This window comes from Pseudomonas sp. KK18, from assembly GCF_037094675.1.
In the GTDB taxonomy this organism is placed as follows: Bacteria; Pseudomonadota; Gammaproteobacteria; order Pseudomonadales; family Pseudomonadaceae; genus Aquipseudomonas.
The window spans coordinates 4,042,294-4,058,831 of record NZ_CP146605.1; the positions used below are offsets into that span (position 1 = coordinate 4,042,294).

Here is a 16,538-nt window from a genome sequence, read left to right on the forward strand (position 1 = left end):
TACTTATTAGTGTGGTTACCGATCAATAGGCCGAGAGAATAAACCGCTCGATGGCTTCCGCCGCACCGTCATCGACATTGCTGCCGGTCACGACGCTGGCCTGGCGCTTGACCACCTCTTCTGCCTGGCCCATGGCAATCGACAACCCCGCCACATGAAACATCGCCGGGTCATTGCCGCCATCACCGATGGCTGCGGTCTGTTGCAGTGGCACACCGAGGTGCGCCGCAAGGGTTCTCAATGCTTCACCCTTGTTGGCCTTCATGGCGGTGACATCCAGGAACACCGGCTGCGAACGCGACACCTGGGCCAATCCCTCGACCCTGGGCTGCAACTGCGCCTCAAGCTCCATCAGCAGCTGGGTATTGGTACTGGCCGCAACAATCTTGTCGACCCGATCCAGATACGGCTCGAAGCTCTCCACCACGATCGCCCCATAGCCCAGGCCGTGCTCCTCGCGAACCGCCATCGGTCCCCCGGGATCGCGACGCAGCCAGTCGCCGTCGGCAAACAGCCAGACTTCAACGTCCGGCTGCGGCGTAAACAAGGCCAACGCCACCAGCGCCGCTTCTGCCGGCAAGTGATGCGCCACCAGAATACTGCCGTCGGGATTGACCAGCGTGCCGCCGTTGAAGCCGGCAATCGGCACATCGATGCCCAGTGCTTCGACCTGCTGACGCATGGCCTTGGGAGGTCGCCCGCTGGCCAGGCTGAAAAACACCCCGGCCGCGCGCAAGGCGCGAACCGTATCAATGGTGCGCTGGCTGAGGCTGTGATCCGGATGCAGCAAAGTGCCATCCATATCACTCAACACAAAACGGATGGGTTGACTCGGCAAGTCACTCATCCGAGGCTGTGCCAGGTACGGCCATCGCGGGCCAGCAACGCATCAGCCGCCGCCGGGCCGTCCTCACCCGCCTTGTAGGCCTGGATGCCGTCATCCTGCTTCCACGCATCGAGAAAAGGCTGCACCGCACGCCAGCCGTTCTCGATGTTGTCGGCGCGCTGGAACAAGGTCTGGTCGCCGGTCATGCAGTCGTAGATCAGGGTTTCGTAACCTGTCGACGGCTGCATCTCGAAGAAGTCCTTGTAGGCAAACCCCAGCTCCACGTTGGCCATGTCCAGGGTCGGCCCGGGCTTTTTCGCCAGCAGGTCGAACCACATGCCTTCATTCGGCTGGATCTGGATCTTCAGGTACGTCGGCTTGAGTTCATCGACCTCGGTATCACGGAACTGCGCGTAAGGCGCCGGCTTGAAGCAGATGATGATCTCGGTGTCGCGGATGCTCATGCGCTTGCCGGTGCGCAGGTAAAACGGCACACCCACCCAACGCCAGTTGTCGATCAACACCTTGAGGGCAACGAAGGTCTCGGTGCTGCTGTCTGGCGCAACATTGGCCTCTTCGCGGTAACCCGGCAACTGCTTGCCGCCGACTTCACCCGAGGTGTACTGGCCACGCACCGAGTTGGCCCGTGCGTCTTCCAGCGACCAGGGCCGGATGGCCCCGATCACCTTGGCCTTCTCGCCCCGCACTGCGTCGGCACCAAAGGCAGCCGGCGGTTCCATGGCGACCATCGCCAGCAACTGGAACAGGTGATTGGGCACCATGTCCCGCAGGGTGCCGGTGTGTTCGAAGAAACTGCCACGGGTTTCCACGCCGACGGTTTCGGCGGCGGTGATTTGTACGTGGTCAATGTAGTGGTTGTTCCAGAACGCCTCGAACAGCACATTGGAAAAACGGCTGATGAGGATGTTCTGGACGGTTTCCTTGCCCAGGTAATGGTCGATGCGGTAGATCTGCTTTTCGCTCATCACTTTGAGCAGGCAGGCGTTCAGCGCTTCGGCAGTGGCGAGGTCGGAGCCGAACGGCTTTTCGATCACCACCCGGCGGAACGCCTCCGGGGTTTCTTCCAGCAAGCCGGCCGCGCCGAGGCGCTGCACCACTTCGGCGAAGAAACGCGGCGCAGTGGCAAGGTAAAACACCGCGTTGCCAGTACCGCTGTCGGCAATCTTCTTGCCGATATCGGCGTAGGTGCCGTCGTCGAGGAAATCACCCTCGACGTAGCTGATGCCTTTGGCCAACTGTTCCCACAATGCAGGGTCCAGGGCGTTCTCGGCATTGCCCTTGACCTTGCTGGCGGCCTCGGTGCGAATGAAGTCCTCGAGCTTCTTGGCGAAATCGGCGTCGCTGATGGCGTTGTGATCAACGCCGACAATGCGCAAGCCATCGCCCAGCAGCCCGTCGCGGCTGAGGTTGTACAGCGCCGGCATGAGCAGGCGCTTGACCAGGTCACCGTGGGCACCAAACAGAAACAGTGTGGTGGGCGGAGCGGGTTCGGCCTTGGGTTTCTTGCCGTTGGCGGTCATTTTTTGGGAGTCTCCACATGGCCGCCAAAGCCGAAGCGCATGGCAGAAAGCATTTTGTCACCGTAGGTACTTTGCTGGCGGGAGCGGAAGCGTGCGAACAGCGAGTTCGACAGCACCGGAACCGGTACCGATTGTTCCATGGCGGCCTCGATGGTCCAGCGGCCTTCGCCACTGTCGGCGACCGAGCCGGAATACCCGTCGAGCTTCGGATCGGTGGCCAGGGCGTCGGCGGTCAGGTCCAGCAGCCAGGACGACACCACGCTGCCGCGGCGCCAGACTTCGGCGATATCGGCAACATTCAGGTCGAAGCGCTGGTCTTGCGGCAGGTTCTCCGAATTCTTGGTCTTGAGAATGTCGAAACCTTCGGCGAAGGCCTGCATCATCCCGTACTCGATGCCGTTGTGGATCATCTTGACGAAGTGCCCGGAACCGGCAGGCCCTGCGTGGATATAGCCGCGCTCGGCACGGCTGTCCGCTGCGGCGGAACGGTCCTTGGTACGCGGGATGGTGCCCAGGCCCGGTGCCAGGCTTTCGAAGATCGGGTCCAGCAGCTTAACGGTCTCGGCGTCGCCGCCGATCATCATGCAGTAGCCGCGCTCCAGGCCCCAGACGCCGCCGGAGGTGCCGACGTCGACATAGTGCAGGCCTTTTTCCGACAGGGCCTTGGCCCGACGGATGTCATCCTTATAGAAGGTGTTGCCGCCGTCGATGATCACATCACCGTCTTCAAGCAGTTGGCTCAGTTCTTCAATGGTGTTCTCGGTCGGGTCGCCTGCCGGCAGCATCACCCAGATCGCCCGGGGCTTTTGCAGCCCGGCCACCAGACCTGCCAGGTCAGCAACGCCCGTGGCGCCCTCGCCTGCCAGACCTTTTACGAATGCTTCATTGCGGTCGTAAACCACGGTGGTATGCCCATTGAGCATCAGGCGCCGCGCAATGTTGCCACCCATGCGGCCTAGTCCAATAATCCCCAGTTGCATGTGCTGATGCTCCTTACTACGAATAAATGTGTGTCACAGTTTATAGCGCAATGAGGCTAATGAGGGTTAGTCCAGAGCGGATTGGCATAGTTTCATGACAAAAAGTGGCCATCCTTTCGCCTTCAGTGGGTTAAAAGTCACAACGACCATCAAAAATAAAAAAGTTCCCTTCATTAAAAAAAGAATTCAGAATTGCCCCGACTGTTGCCGAGAGCCTCGATTCAAGCGCTCTGGCACCGCGATAGACCGGCTATTTGCGAGGTAAGCAATGAGCACTGCACACATGACCCGTCCGCCACAGACCCTCTACGTCACCATTCGCCGCGATGAATTGCGCCAGTTGAAAAACGAGCGCGACCAACTGCAGCAGGAAGTCATGCGTTTGCGCTCGCACCTGCAGGGCCAGCTCAATCAGCCGTCCGGCACCCAGCCCGCACTTTGCTGAACGTGGGCTGAACGAACCGTTCAGGAATAACTCACGAAGTTTTCACATCCCCCTCCCGATACTCCCGCCGAATAGGGCCGCGCTACGTGCGCAGGCCCTCTGTTTGCGTGCATCCCTGCGCGTTGACACTGAAATTATCGGGTTGGAGCGCTGGATGGCGATGTTCAAACGCAGCACTACGTCTGCGAAAGGTTTTGATTGGGCCGGCCTCGGCTGGATGTTTCTGTTCTTCTGGTATTTCTCGGGCATTACCCAACTGCTGATCCAACTGACCGGCACCTCCGGCTTCAGTGGTTTCCGCCAGGCATTCTTCATGAGCGCCCTGTGGCTGGCGCCGATGCTGTTGTTCCCACGTCGCGCGCGCCTGGTGGCGGGGTTGATTGGCGTGGTGCTGTGGGCCTGTTCCATGGCCAGCCTGGGTTATTTCTTCATCTACCAGCAGGAATTCTCTCAAAGCGTCATCTTCATCATGTTCGAGTCGAACATCTCTGAAGCCGGCGAATACGCCACCCAATACTTTGCCTGGTGGATCGTGCTGGCGTTCATTGCCCACACCGCCATGGCCGTTTTCCTGTGGACCCGCGTACGCCCGGTTTACCTGCCACGTGGCCAGGCCATGCTGGCGGCTGCCGCAATCGTGATTGCCATCGTCGGCTACCCGCTGGTCAAGCAGATCGCCAAGAGCGAGACCATGGAACTGGCCATCGACCGCTTCGAAACCCGTATCGAGCCGGCAGTGCCATGGCAGATGATCGTCGCCTACCGCCGCTACACCGAACAACTGGATAACATGCAAGGCATGCTGACCAGCGCCAGCAAGATCCCGCCCCTGACCAACCTCAAGGACAGCATGGCCGGCCAGCCGTCGACCCTGGTGCTGGTGATCGGCGAGTCCACCAACCGCCAGCGCATGAGCCTGTATGGCTACCCGCGCAACACCACGCCGGAACTGGACAAGCTGCGGGACCAACTGGCGGTGTTCGACAACGTCATTACCCCGCGCCCGTACACTATCGAGGCGCTGCAACAGGTGCTGACCTTCGCCGACGAAGAAAACCCGGACCTGTACCTCAAGACCCCGTCCATCGTCAGCGTGATGAAGCAGGCCGGCTACAAGACCTTCTGGATCACCAACCAGCAGACCATGACCAAGCGCAACACCATGCTCACGACCTTTTCCGAACAGGCCGACGAGCAGGTGTACCTGAACAACAACCGCAACCAGAATGCGCGCCAGTATGACGGCGACGTGCTGGAGCCATTTGCCAAGGCCATGTCCGACACTGCCGAACGCAAATTCATCGTGGTGCACCTGCTGGGCACCCACATGAGCTACCAGTACCGCTACCCGCCGACCTTCGACAAGTTCACCGACCGCCAGGGCGTGCCTGAGGGGGTCAGCGACGCACAGTTGCCGACCTACAACAGCTACGACAATGCGGTGCTTTACAACGATTTCGTGGTGTCGAGCCTGATCAAGGACTACGCCAAGACCGATCCGAACGGATTCCTGCTGTACCTTTCCGACCACGGCGAAGACGTGTTCGATTCGGCCGGCCACAACACCCTGGGCCGCAACGAAGGCAAGCCGACAGCACCGATGTACACCATTCCGTTCATGGCCTACGCATCACCCAAGTGGCGTGAAAGCCATGACTGGAGTTTTGCCGGTGACTTGCAGCGCCCTTACACCAGCTCGCAGCTGATCCATACCTGGGCCGACATGGCCGGGTTGAGCTTCGACGAACTGGACCACAGCAAGAGCCTGGTCAGTGACAGCTTCAAGCCTCGGCCACGGATGATTGGCGACCCGTATGCACGCCAGCAAAAACCGCTGATTGATTTCAGCCTGATCAAGCCCAAGCCAGACGCCGCCAACGTGGTCGTCAAGTAGCTTGAATCGCCCGGGTTTCATCCGCGCAATGCGGTGAAACCCGATTTAGCTGTAACGTAAAGATAATAATTATTCTCGTTTAGCGCTAAAGTTCCCCGTCTCCTTTCGTCTTTGAGCCAATGGCATTTTTCATAGACGACAAGGAGTTCGCCGCGATGTTCGCGCCTATTACCCGTTCCATGACCTTGACCCTGGGCCTCTTCAGCGTGGCGCTGAGCCCGGACCTGCTGGCCGAAAACGACCCCGACCAGGAATCCCAAGCGCCGGCCAAAGCCCTGGAACTGGGCAGCACCAGCATCACCGCCGAAGGCCTTGGCGCCAACACCGAACACACCGGTGCCTACACCACAGGCTCAATGGGCACCGCCACCCGGCTGAACCTGTCCATCAAGGAAACCCCGCAGTCGGTCTCGGTGATCACCCGCCAGCAGATGGACGACTTCAACCTCAACACCCTGACCGAAGTGATGCGCCAGACCACCGGCGTGGTGGTGCAGCACCTGGACTCCGACCGGGTCGGCTATTCCTCGCGCGGCTACGGCATCACCAACTTCCAGATTGACGGCATGCTCAACACCTTCGGCCGCATGAAGTCCGATGCCGACACCATCATCTACGACCGGGTCGAAGTGGTCCGCGGCGCCACCGGCCTGACCACCGGCGCCGGCGACCCCTCGGCCACGGTCAACATGGTGCGCAAACGCCCGACCGCACAGTGGCAGGCCAAGACAGGCGTCAGTGGCGGCTCCCACGACAATTACTACAGCTACCTGGACGTTGGCGGCCCCCTGGCATTTGACGGGCGCCTGCGCGGCCGTACGGTGCTTGCCTACCGGGACAGCCAGTCCTACCGCGACAACTACGCGCTGCAACGGGAAGTCGGCTACGGCATCCTCGAAGGCGACCTGACCGACGACACGGTGCTGGCGGTGGGCTTCGATTACCAGAACAAGCATGTGCAGGGCACCGCGTGGGGCACCTTGCCCTACTGGAACAGCGACGGCAGCAAAGCCAGGCTGCCCCGCTCCGCCAACATCGCGGCCCACTGGAGTTCCTGGCCGCTGAAAGATGAAACCACCTTCGCTACCCTCGACCACCGCCTGGCGGGTGACTGGCACCTGAAGGCCGCCTATACCCACCGCGAAAGCGACACCGACGGCAAGGTCTATTACGGCGGCTCAGGCTTCCCGAATGCCGACCGCAGCGGCATGACCGCCTGGACCAGCCACATGCTCGGCACCTCGAAAATGGACGTGGTCGACTTGAACCTGTCCGGGTCCTATGCCCTGCTGGGTCGTGAGCACGAATTGATGGTGGGTTACGGCGAGTCCGAGCAGCGTGACTCTTCGCCACACCTGCGCAGCGGTAAGGTGCCGAAGGACTACACCAGCATCGACGATTGGAAACACATGGGCGGGATCGGCAAATTCCCCGACACCAACACCGGCCTCAAGGGCGAACAAGGCAGCACCCGGCAAAAGGCCGGCTACCTGGCCACCCGCCTGAGCCTGACCGATCGCCTGCATGCGGTATTGGGCAGCCGCTACGGCAGTTGGGAGATCGAGAGCACCACCTACAACTACAACAGGGACACTGACCAGTTCCTCGGTACGTCAAAATCCAGCCAGACCCACAACGACATGTGGACACCCTACGCCGGCCTGCTCTACGACCTGACCCCGGAGTACACCGTCTACGCCAGCTACACCGATATCTTCAACCCGCAGGAAGAACGCACCGCCAGCAAGCAATACCTGGAGCCGGTGGTAGGCAGCAACTATGAAGTGGGCATCAAGGGCAGCCTGCTGGAAGAGCGCCTGAACCTGGCGGCCGCGTACTTCTGGAGCAAACAGGACAACGTCGCGGAACTGGACAGTTTGACCCCACCGGATCCGGAGACCGGTGAGCAGTTCTTCACATCCGGCGGCAAAGGCAACAAGGTTCAGGGTTTCGAGGTAGAGGTGTCCGGAGAGGTGCGCCCCGACTGGAACCTGACCGCCGGATACACCTACACCCACTCCCTGAACGGGGACAAGCAGCGCAATAACACCCACCTGCCGCTGAACCTGCTGCGCGTGTCCACGGCCTACCGCCTGCCCGGCGAATGGCACGCGCTGACGGTCGGCGGCGCGGTGAATTGGCAAAGCGACTTCTACGACTTCGCCTATCGCCCGGTTGGCCGGGACACCAATGGAACGCTGATCCGGGAGCGCACCCGGATCACCCAGCAGGCCTATACCGTGGTCAACCTGATGTCGCGCTATGAGTTCGATGACCACTTGTCGGCGTCACTTAATATCAACAACCTATTTGATAAAAAATATTACGAGCGCGTCGGCTTCTATAACGGCGTGTATTGGGGAGACCCGCGCTCTATCAGCGTTGCACTGGACTGGAAGCTCTGAATTCATCGCTGCTAAAGATTGGAAGTTAACGAAATCGTTAACTTTCGGTCAGCGCGAGGTTAACCCTTACTTAATATCATTGGCCCACAGTCTCCCCATCCCGCCGCTGATGACAACGCGCGGACCCAACACACTTACTGAGACACTGCCATGAAATTTTCGACTGTTATCCTTGCCGGCCTGATGACCATGACTTCCGTAGCCGCCTTTGCAGAAGGCGGCTCAGAGCGTTCGAAGGAGTTCTACAACAACTTCACCTTCGTTCAGGAACAGACTCACGGTGCTGCCCAGCAAACCGCAATGGCTGACGGCAAGACCGAAAAGCCGGCAACGGCCGACCAAACTACCAACACACCGAACAGCTGATTTACCCGCAATACCTGTGCTATTCCGCTCTGATAGCCAAGGTCAATTTGGCGCCACTTGCTGGCGCCTTTTTTTTGCCTTTAATTAAATAAACATTAATTAAAGCGGCTTGCTCCAGAACAACATCCGGCCATGTTGCGGATCAAATACCGAATCATCAAACCCAAACTTTCGATACGCCGACTGCGCCACGGCGTTGCCTTCAAGCACCTCGAGGGTGATCTTGCAGCAACCGCGCTGGCGAGCAATTTCCTCGACCTTTTGCAGCATCTTCTGACTCAGCCCCAGGCCACGGAATTGATCCATCACTACCACGTCGTGCACGTTGACCAGCGGGCGGCAGGCAAAGGTGGAAAACCCTTCAAAGCAGTTCACCAGGCCGGCCGGCGTACCGCTGACAAAGGCCAGCACACTGAACGCGTGGGCACGCTTGGCCAGCTCTGCCGGCAGTTGCTGCAAGCGGTCGGCCGGCAGGCTGTGGCCACCGCCCATGGGGTCTTCGGCGTAATGATTGAGCACCAGGCCAATGGCCTCGGCGTGTACCGGATTGGTGTAGCTGGCTTGCAGCACCAGGATGTCTGCGCTGTCCATTTCCTTCCTCGTTGACGGTGCGACAGGGACTCGGTCCCCATAAAAGGGCTCGATTGTAAGCGTGGTGCAGGCATTAGATGAAGGAGATTAACTACATTTGCCCGCGTGAAAGCGCGCCAGGCTCGCCAAACCGCGCCAGTTGCATCTCCTGCAGGCGGCTCAGGGTGCGGCGGAATGGAAACTCCAGGTAACCCTCGGTGTAGAGGCTTTCCAGCGGCACCCGGGCCTCGATGTACAGCGGCACCTTGCGGTCGTAGCACTCGTCCACCAGCGCGATGAAACGCCGGACGCTGTCGTCATGCACCGACAGTTCCGGCAGTTCCCGGTCCCCGGCGTCCACCCGTTCGGCAGCGTCTTCGGTGCCACGGGCGATTCGTCCCGGGCGCTTTTGCGCGCTGAGGTTGGGCACCTCGCCGAGCAAAATGGCCTTGAACCGATCACACAGCAGCATGAAATCCATCGCCGCCAACGGCTGTTCACACAGATCGGCGTAGCGACACCACAGCACGGTTTCACCGGACTGCACTGCCACGATGGAACGGTAGCCGACCGCAACCGGGTCGCTGCTCACTGCCTGCCCGGCGCTTAACTGGCGAAACACCTCGGCCAACGCGTCGGGCTGGTCGACCCAGTAACGCTGCAGTGCGGTGCCCGGGTGCAGCCGATGATCCTCCCCGCCATCGACTGCCACCACCCGCATATGCTGTTTGATCGCCTCGATTCCCGGCAGGAAACGATCCCGGTTGAAACCTTCGGCGTACAGCTGGTCCGGTGGCTGGTTGGACGTGCAGACCATCACCACGCCTTCCTCGAACATCACCTGGAACAGCCGGCCGAGGATGATGGCGTCACCAATGTCGTTGACAAACAACTCATCGAAACACAGCACCCGCACTTCCCGGCTCAGTTCGCGGGCCAAGGCCTGCAAGGGATCGTGGGTGCCCGTGAGCTGGAATGAACGCTGGTGCACCCAGCCCATGAAGTGATGAAAATGCTGGCGCCGCGCTGGCACTCGCAGGCTTTGGTAGAACTGGTCCATCAGCCAGGTCTTGCCCCGGCCGACCGGGCCCCACAGGTACACCCCGGTGATGGGCCCATGGCCGTGGTGCAAGGCCTGATGGCAGTCCTGCAGGGCTTGCACCGCCTCACGCTGGGCGTCGTCGGGGACAAAACCCTGTTCGGTGATGGCGTGCTGATAGGCGGCAAGTGGCGAGTCGAAAGTCATGCCCGGCAGTATGCCATGACGGCTACAGGGAAATATCCAATCGGGCAATCTTGCCGTGTTCATTGAGGCGGAAGGTATAGCGCAGCTCCAGCGGGCTGCCGGGAAAGCTGCCGGTGATCAGGTTGCTGACCAGCACCTTGCCCGTGCGGTGCTGCACATTCAGCACCTGGACCCTGGGCTGGTAACGACGCCCGGTGTCTTCCATCCAGCGGGCGATGGCGGCGGTACCGACCCGGTGCTCGCCTTCGTCGAACACGTTGGCATCTTCGGCGAAACAGTCGGCCACCAGCGAGGTGTCGCCGGCATTCGCCGCGGCAATGTAGGTTGCAATAGCCGGGGCCAGTTCAGGGGTGGGTTGGGACATGGTGACAGCTCCTTTTTAGTGATTTATGGAGCCATCCTAAAGCAGCGTTGTGTCAGTTCTTGTCAGGAGTGAACGGCCCGGATTCGTTCTGTTCCATCAGCTTGCGCCAGCCCCGCAACCAGTCGCTGCGGCGGCCAGGATAACGTTCACCTTGCAGGCGCGCGGCGGCCACTCGGTCGGTGCGGAAGGTGCGATAGGCCCCACGCAATTCACACCATGCGACGATCACCCGCACTTCGTTGAGAAAGCCCAGGGCCAGGGGCCAGATCAGGCGCTGGCTGGCGGTCTGGCTGGCATCGGCGTAGTCGATGTGCAGCTTGGCCTGGCCGCGAATGGCCTCGCGGAACACATTCAACGGCACGCGGTTTTCCGGGTAGCCGAAGCCTGGCGGGCCCGGCAGCACCGTCGGATTGCGCAAGGCTTCCTGGGCAGCCGGGTCAAGCACGTCGGCGATCTTTGCAAGCGCATTGGCCGCCGCCTGGCTCAGTACGTCATCACCGCGCTGGTCGACATACCGCAAGCCCAGCACGATGGCTTCGGTCTCGTCGGCATTGAGCATCAGCGGCGGCAGGAACAGGCCCGCACGCAGCACATAGCCCACGCCCGCCTCGCCGTAGATCGGTGCGCCCAACGCGGTCAGTTCGGCGATATCGCGGTACAGCGTGCGCTCGGAAATCTCCAGTTCTGCCGCCAGCACGGCGGCCGTCACCGGGCGCTTTTTGCCCCGCAGGACTTGCAACAAGGTCAACAGACGACTGGTACGCGACACGTTGATCACGCTCAAAAAAGAAAGGTGGCGCAGCTTAGCAGAGGCCTCCGTCAGAAAGTGTCAGGAGCAGGCACCCTTCCCTTCAGCCGCCAAAAAAGCCCCTTGACGAAATATATGACTCGCATCATATTTAATAGATGTTGCGAAACATTTAAACCAACCACAGCGTCAGGAGTTTCGGTATGCGCAATAAAGTCTTTGGCCGTCGCAGCGGCTTGCGGGTTTCAGAGCTGGCCCTGGGCACCGCCAATTTCGGCACAGGCTGGGGCCACGGCGCCGAGCGCGAAGAGTCCAAGCGAATCTACGACGGCTATCTGGAGGCCGGCGGAAACTTCCTCGATACCGCCAACGGCTACCAGTTCGGCCAATCGGAAGTACTGCTCGGCGAGTTCATTGCCTCGGAACGCGACCGCTTGGTGATCGCCAGCAAATACACCCTGCGCACCCAGCCTCAAGACGAAGGCACCCTCAAGCTTGGCAACAACCGCAAGAACATGGTGCGCGCCGTCGAAGAAAGCCTGAAACGCTTGAACACCGACCACATCGACCTGTTCTGGGCGCATATCAGCGACAACGTCACGCCGATGGAAGAGATCCTGCGGGGGTTTGATGACCTGGTGCGTGCCGGCAAGATCCACTACGCCGGGCTGTCCAACTTCCCCGCCTGGCGCATTGCCCGCGCCGACCTACTCGCTGAAGTGCGCGGCTTTGCGCCGCTGGTAGCGATCCAGACCGAATACAGCCTGGCCGAACGCACCGCTGACCGCGAGCTGCTGCCCATGGCCGAGGCCCTGGGCCTGGCCGCGACTTTATGGTCACCGCTGGGGGGTGGTTTTCTGACCGGGAAGTACCGCAACAGCCAGGACGATACCCGCGCCAGCAAGCTGGGGATTTTGGTCCACGCTGAAAAAAGCGCACGGGAAACCGCAGTGCTCGACACCCTGCTGGCGGTTGCCGGTGAACTGGACGCCACGCCGACTCACATCGCCATCGCCTGGCTGCGGGAAAAGGCCCGTCGTTCTACCACCGCGCTGATCCCGATCCTGGGGCCGCGTACCCGCGAACAACTGGACGGCACCCTGGGTGCGTTGAGTGTGCAACTCTCGGCTGAGCAAGTGGCCCGCCTGGATGCTGCCAGCGCGATACCGCTGGGCGTGCCCCACGAGATGATCGCGGAACGCTTCCCACGTTATACGGACGATGATGCACAAGACCTGCGCTGGCCGCCGGTTATCTAAGACCCGTTGTGGCGAGGGAACTTGCTCCCGCTGGACTGCGTAGCGGCCCCAAAATCTTGGGAGCGCTGCGCACTCCAGCGGGAGCAAGCTCCCTCGCCACAGATGCAGTACTCAGCCTCAGTTAAGCGAGGCTTTTGCTCACCACTTCAAACACATCGCTGGACAGCTCGCCCGAAGCGCGAATCCGCTCCAGCTCGCCTTTCATCAGCGCCTGCCGCGCGCTGTCGTACTTGCGCCAGCGGGTCAACGGCGCCAATTGCCGCGAAGCAATCTGGGGGTTGAAGCCATTCAACTGGATCACCAGGTCCGCCAGGAACCGATAACCCGAACCATCCGCCGCGTGGAAGTTGATCAGGTTCTGCCCGGCAAACGCGCCCACCAGTGCCCGCACCTTGTTCGGGTTCTTGATGTTGAACGCAGGGTGCTGCATCAACGTCTTGACCCGCTCCAGCGCGCCCGGCAAACCATTGCCCGCCTGTACGCTGAACCACTGGTCCATGACCAGCTGGTTGTCCTTGAAGTTCTCGGCAAACACCGCCAGCGCCTTGGCTTTTTCTTCTTCGAACGGCGAGTTGACCAGCACCGCCAGGGCCGTCAGGCGCTCGGTCATGTTGTCGCACGCGTCGAACTGTTCAAGGGTCGCCGCCAGCACTTCCGGCTTGCCACTGAGCATCAGGTACGACAGCGCAATGTTCTGCAAGGCGCGACGGGCAAAGTGTTCCGCCTCGGCCACGTACGGGGTTTTCTTCGACAGGTCGCGATTGGCCTGGTAACGCAGCCACAGGCCTTCGAACAGGTTGTCGGCCAACTGCTTGCGAGCAAACTCGCGGGCCGTGTGGATGGCGTCGACATCCGCCACTTCGCTGATTTCAGTCAGGTAGGCTTCGCTCGGCAGCGAGAGCATCTCGGCGACCATCGCCTGGTCCAGGCTTTCGTCGCTCAATACGCTGCGCAGTGCAGTGATAAGGCGTTGATCCAGCACCAGCGCCTTGCCCTGCTGATGTTGGGCAATCAGCTCCTGCAACACCTGCACCGACAGCTGCTGGCCGGCGTCCCAGCGATTGAAGCCATCGCTGTCGTGCTGCATCAGGAACATCAGTTGGTCGCGGTTATACGGGAAGCTCAGCTTCACCGGCGCCGAGAAGCCACGCAGCAGCGACGGCAGCGGGTGCTCGGCGATGTCGACAAAGGTGAAGGTCTGTTCGGCTTCGGTCACCGAGATCACGCGGGACGTGGCGCCGGCAGCGGTTTCACCGGCCAGGCGCAAGGCGATGCCCGCGCCTTTCCCGTCCAGCAGGCCCAGCTCAACCGGAATCACGAACGGCAGTTTTTCCACCTTGTCCGGGGTTTCCGGGCAGCTTTGACGGAAGGTCAGGCTGTAGGTTTTAGCCGCCGCGTCGTAGGACTCGCTCACCGCCAGGCGTGGCGTACCGGCCTGGCTGTACCAGCGCTTGAACTGGGTCAGGTCAGCGCCGTTGGCGTCTTCCATGGCCTTGATGAAGTCATCGCAGGTCACAGCCTGGCCGTCGTGGCGTTCGAAGTACAGGTCGCTGCCGTTGCGGAACCCTTCGGCGCCGAGCAAGGTTTGGATCATACGGACGACTTCCGAGCCCTTTTCGTACACGGTCAGGGTGTAGAAGTTGGAGATCTCGATAAAGCCGTCCGGACGCACCGCGTGGGCCATGGGACCGGCATCTTCGGCGAACTGGTGAGTGCGCAGATAAGCCACGTCCTGGATGCGCTTGACGGTGGCCGAATTCATGTCGGCAGAGAACTGCGAATCACGGAACACCGTGAAGCCTTCCTTCAGCGACAGCTGGAACCAGTCGCGGCAAGTCACGCGGTTGCCCGACCAGTTGTGGAAGTATTCGTGGGCAACGATCGCCTCGACCCGTTGGTGCGCGGCGTCGGTGGCGGTTTCGGCACGGGCCAGCACGGCGCTGGAGTTGAAGATGTTGAGGCCCTTGTTTTCCATGGCGCCCATGTTGAAGTCGTTGACCGCGACGATCATGAAGATGTCGAGATCGTACTCACGGCCATAGACTTCCTCGTCCCAGCGCATGGATTTCTTCAGGCTGTTCATGGCGTGCTGGCACTTGTCGATGTTTTCCGGCTCGACATAGATACGCAGCGCCACGGTGCGCTCGGTCATGGTGGTGAAGGTGTCTTCGACACACCACAAATCACCGGCCACCAGTGCAAACAGGTACGCCGGCTTCTTGAACGGATCTTCCCAGGTCGCCCAGTGCCGGCCGTCTTCGCCAGGGCCGGAAGCAATCGGGTTGCCGTTGGACAGCAACACCGGGTAGCTGTGTTGCTCGGCGATCACCGTGGTGGTGAACACGCTCATCACGTCCGGACGGTCGAGGTAATAGGTGATCTTGCGGAAACCCTCGGCCTCGCACTGGGTGCAGAACATGCCGCCGGATTTGTACAGGCCTTCCAGGGCGGTATTGGTTTCCGGGTGGATCTTCACCGTGGTGTCGAGGGTGAAGGTCGCGCTGGTGGGGTGCACGGTCAGGTGGCTGTCGCTCAACTGGTAGTCGGCGTCGGTCAGTTCCTGGTCGGCCAGGTTCACCGACAGCAGCTCCAACTGCTGCCCGTCCAGCACCAGCGGCGGCAAGCCGGCGCCGCGCTCGGGGTTGCGGCGCATCACCAGCTGCGCGTGGACCAGGCTATGGTCCTCGAACAACTCGAAGGTCAGGTGCGTCTCGTCGATCAGGTAGTCCGGCGCCTGATAGTCCTTCAGGTAAATCATCTTCGGCTGTTCGGTGCGCATGTCTGTCGTCCTTCTACTGATGCACGGCGAGCTGGTAGGCCGTGTATTTACGAATATTGATCACGCCGGTATCGAAGATCAGGTATTGGCCCTTGATCCCCATCAGCGTGCCTTCGGCAATCGGGTTCTTGTCCAGGTTGAAGCTGACGATCTTGGTCGGATACTGCTCGATCGGGTAGCGGATTTCGATCGGTTCGATGTCGGTCACCGGTTGGATGGCCTGCAGGCCAAAGCGTTCCTGCAAACCAAGCATGCCTTCGGCACAGCTGGCGAAAAGTTCGTCGCGCACCTGCGCAAGGTCGACGGCCTGGGCATCGCCCTTGAGCAGCGCGCGCCAGTTGGTCTTGTCGGCCACCTGGCTGCGGAACAGGTCTTCGACGAAGCCCGACTGCTGGCGCGTGGCAACGCGCATGATCGGCAGCGCCTGGCTGGCACCCTGGTCGAGCCAGCGGGTCGGCAGCTGGCTGGCGCGGGTGATGCCGACCTTGATCCCCGACGAGTTCGCCAGGTACACCACGTGGTCGGTCATGCAGAATTTTTCACCCCAGGCCGGATCGCGGCAGGTGCCGGCGTCGTAATGGCAGCGCTCGGGGCTCATGATGCACAGGTCGCACTGGGCCAGTTTGGTCATGCACGGGTAGCAGTAACCCTGGCTGAAACTGGTCTTGGTCTTGCGACCGCAATGGGTGCAATGGATCGCACCGAGGTATTCCAGGCGCACGGTAGTGCCGATCAATGGATTGACCGGCACCTCGGTATCGCCCAGGCGAAACGCGTATTGAACGGTCGGCTCACCCAACTGCGCCGACATCTTGCTGACTGCACCACGGCCAATCTCAATCAATGGATGGCATCCGACTTGAACAGGATGTTCGGCACCGGCGCCGACTTCGAGGCGCATTCCTGCGGGCCCATGTAGCCGGTGCGCTGGTCTTCCGGCAGGTTCTGCAGTTCCCAGGCGATCACCGCCTGCAACGACAGTTCACGCTGCTCGGCGGTGAGCTTGCGGCCATCGGACCATTTGCCGATTTCCACGGCGAGCTTGAGGCTCTCGTAGATGTCCGGGGTGATGTTTTCGATCATTTCGACAAAAGAGGACATAAGACTCTTCCTTA

Annotated in this window: 15 protein-coding genes; 5 read left to right on the forward strand and 10 right to left on the reverse strand. The window is 60.8% G+C overall.

The features are described from left to right. Window positions 1-22: 22 nt before the first annotated feature. From V6607_RS18310 to gnd, 3 genes are read right to left on the reverse strand one after another with little or no spacing between them, the layout of a single operon-like run. Entirely contained in the window at window positions 23-847 is an 825-nt protein-coding gene (locus V6607_RS18310) for an HAD family hydrolase (RefSeq protein ID WP_003217930.1), read from the reverse strand. After that, complete coding sequence (zwf, locus tag V6607_RS18315) at window positions 844-2,367, reverse strand: glucose-6-phosphate dehydrogenase (RefSeq protein WP_003217928.1); 1,524 nt, start codon at window positions 2,365-2,367, stop codon at window positions 844-846. The genes V6607_RS18310 and zwf overlap by 4 nt, the downstream gene beginning before the upstream one ends. Next, window positions 2,364-3,371 (reverse strand): phosphogluconate dehydrogenase (NAD(+)-dependent, decarboxylating), encoded by a 1,008-nt coding sequence (gene gnd, locus V6607_RS18320; protein ID WP_256579633.1) that lies wholly within the window; start codon window positions 3,369-3,371, stop codon window positions 2,364-2,366. The genes zwf and gnd overlap by 4 nt, the downstream gene beginning before the upstream one ends. A 244-nt stretch (window positions 3,372-3,615) precedes the next feature. Here gnd and V6607_RS18325 point away from each other — a divergent pair, with 244 nt between their 5' ends. From V6607_RS18325 to V6607_RS18340, 4 genes are all read left to right on the forward strand, one after another. After that, complete coding sequence (locus tag V6607_RS18325) at window positions 3,616-3,792, forward strand: DUF6026 family protein (protein ID WP_023658901.1); 177 nt, start codon at window positions 3,616-3,618, stop codon at window positions 3,790-3,792. Window positions 3,793-3,946: 154 nt separating this feature from the next. Further along, window positions 3,947-5,686, forward strand: coding sequence for a phosphoethanolamine transferase CptA (locus tag V6607_RS18330; protein ID WP_008432015.1), 1,740 nt, complete (start codon window positions 3,947-3,949; stop codon window positions 5,684-5,686). Between the two features lie 155 nt (window positions 5,687-5,841). Continuing rightward, the gene (locus V6607_RS18335) at window positions 5,842-8,091 is read left to right on the forward strand and encodes a TonB-dependent siderophore receptor (protein WP_134326786.1); all 2,250 of its coding nucleotides are present in this window, start codon (window positions 5,842-5,844) and stop codon (window positions 8,089-8,091) included. Window positions 8,092-8,241: 150 nt separating this feature from the next. Then, a complete protein-coding gene (locus V6607_RS18340; protein ID WP_003217916.1) occupies window positions 8,242-8,457 on the forward strand; it encodes a hypothetical protein in 216 nt (71 codons plus the stop codon). Between the two features lie 99 nt (window positions 8,458-8,556). Here V6607_RS18340 and V6607_RS18345 read toward each other — a convergent pair whose 3' ends face one another. The 4 genes from V6607_RS18345 to V6607_RS18360 form a co-directional block, all read right to left on the reverse strand. Then, window positions 8,557-9,048: a GNAT family N-acetyltransferase gene (locus V6607_RS18345; protein WP_134326787.1), complete on the reverse strand. Its 492-nt coding sequence runs from the start codon at window positions 9,046-9,048 to the stop codon at window positions 8,557-8,559. A gap of 91 nt (window positions 9,049-9,139) precedes the next feature. Beyond that, window positions 9,140-10,273, reverse strand: coding sequence for a cell division protein ZapE (gene zapE / locus V6607_RS18350; protein WP_134326788.1), 1,134 nt, complete (start codon window positions 10,271-10,273; stop codon window positions 9,140-9,142). Window positions 10,274-10,295: 22 nt separating this feature from the next. After that, on the reverse strand, window positions 10,296-10,637 hold the full coding sequence (locus V6607_RS18355) for a nuclear transport factor 2 family protein (RefSeq protein WP_008432007.1): 342 nt from the start codon (window positions 10,635-10,637) through the stop codon (window positions 10,296-10,298). A 52-nt stretch (window positions 10,638-10,689) separates the two neighbouring features. Next, a complete protein-coding gene (locus V6607_RS18360) occupies window positions 10,690-11,406 on the reverse strand; it encodes a YafY family protein (protein ID WP_032898885.1) in 717 nt (238 codons plus the stop codon). 182 nt (window positions 11,407-11,588) lie between these two features. On the opposite strand from V6607_RS18360, the gene V6607_RS18365 reads away from it, so the two are divergent. Further along, window positions 11,589-12,644: an aldo/keto reductase gene (locus tag V6607_RS18365; RefSeq protein ID WP_102369259.1), complete on the forward strand. Its 1,056-nt coding sequence runs from the start codon at window positions 11,589-11,591 to the stop codon at window positions 12,642-12,644. 121 nt (window positions 12,645-12,765) lie between these two features. Here V6607_RS18365 and pepN read toward each other — a convergent pair whose 3' ends face one another. The 3 genes from pepN to V6607_RS18380 are packed head-to-tail and all read right to left on the reverse strand — an operon-like array spanning window position 12,766 to window position 16,524. Beyond that, the gene (pepN, locus tag V6607_RS18370; protein ID WP_134326789.1) at window positions 12,766-15,423 is read right to left on the reverse strand and encodes an aminopeptidase N; all 2,658 of its coding nucleotides are present in this window, start codon (window positions 15,421-15,423) and stop codon (window positions 12,766-12,768) included. A gap of 13 nt (window positions 15,424-15,436) precedes the next feature. Beyond that, window positions 15,437-16,267, reverse strand: a complete 831-nt coding sequence (locus V6607_RS18375; RefSeq protein WP_003217902.1) for a DUF2797 domain-containing protein — start codon at window positions 16,265-16,267, stop codon at window positions 15,437-15,439. Further along, window positions 16,264-16,524 carry a DUF1315 family protein gene (locus V6607_RS18380; RefSeq protein WP_003217900.1) on the reverse strand — a complete coding sequence of 87 codons (261 nt, stop codon included), beginning with the start codon at window positions 16,522-16,524 and terminating at the stop codon, window positions 16,264-16,266. The genes V6607_RS18375 and V6607_RS18380 overlap by 4 nt, the downstream gene beginning before the upstream one ends. Window positions 16,525-16,538 lie beyond the last annotated feature (14 nt).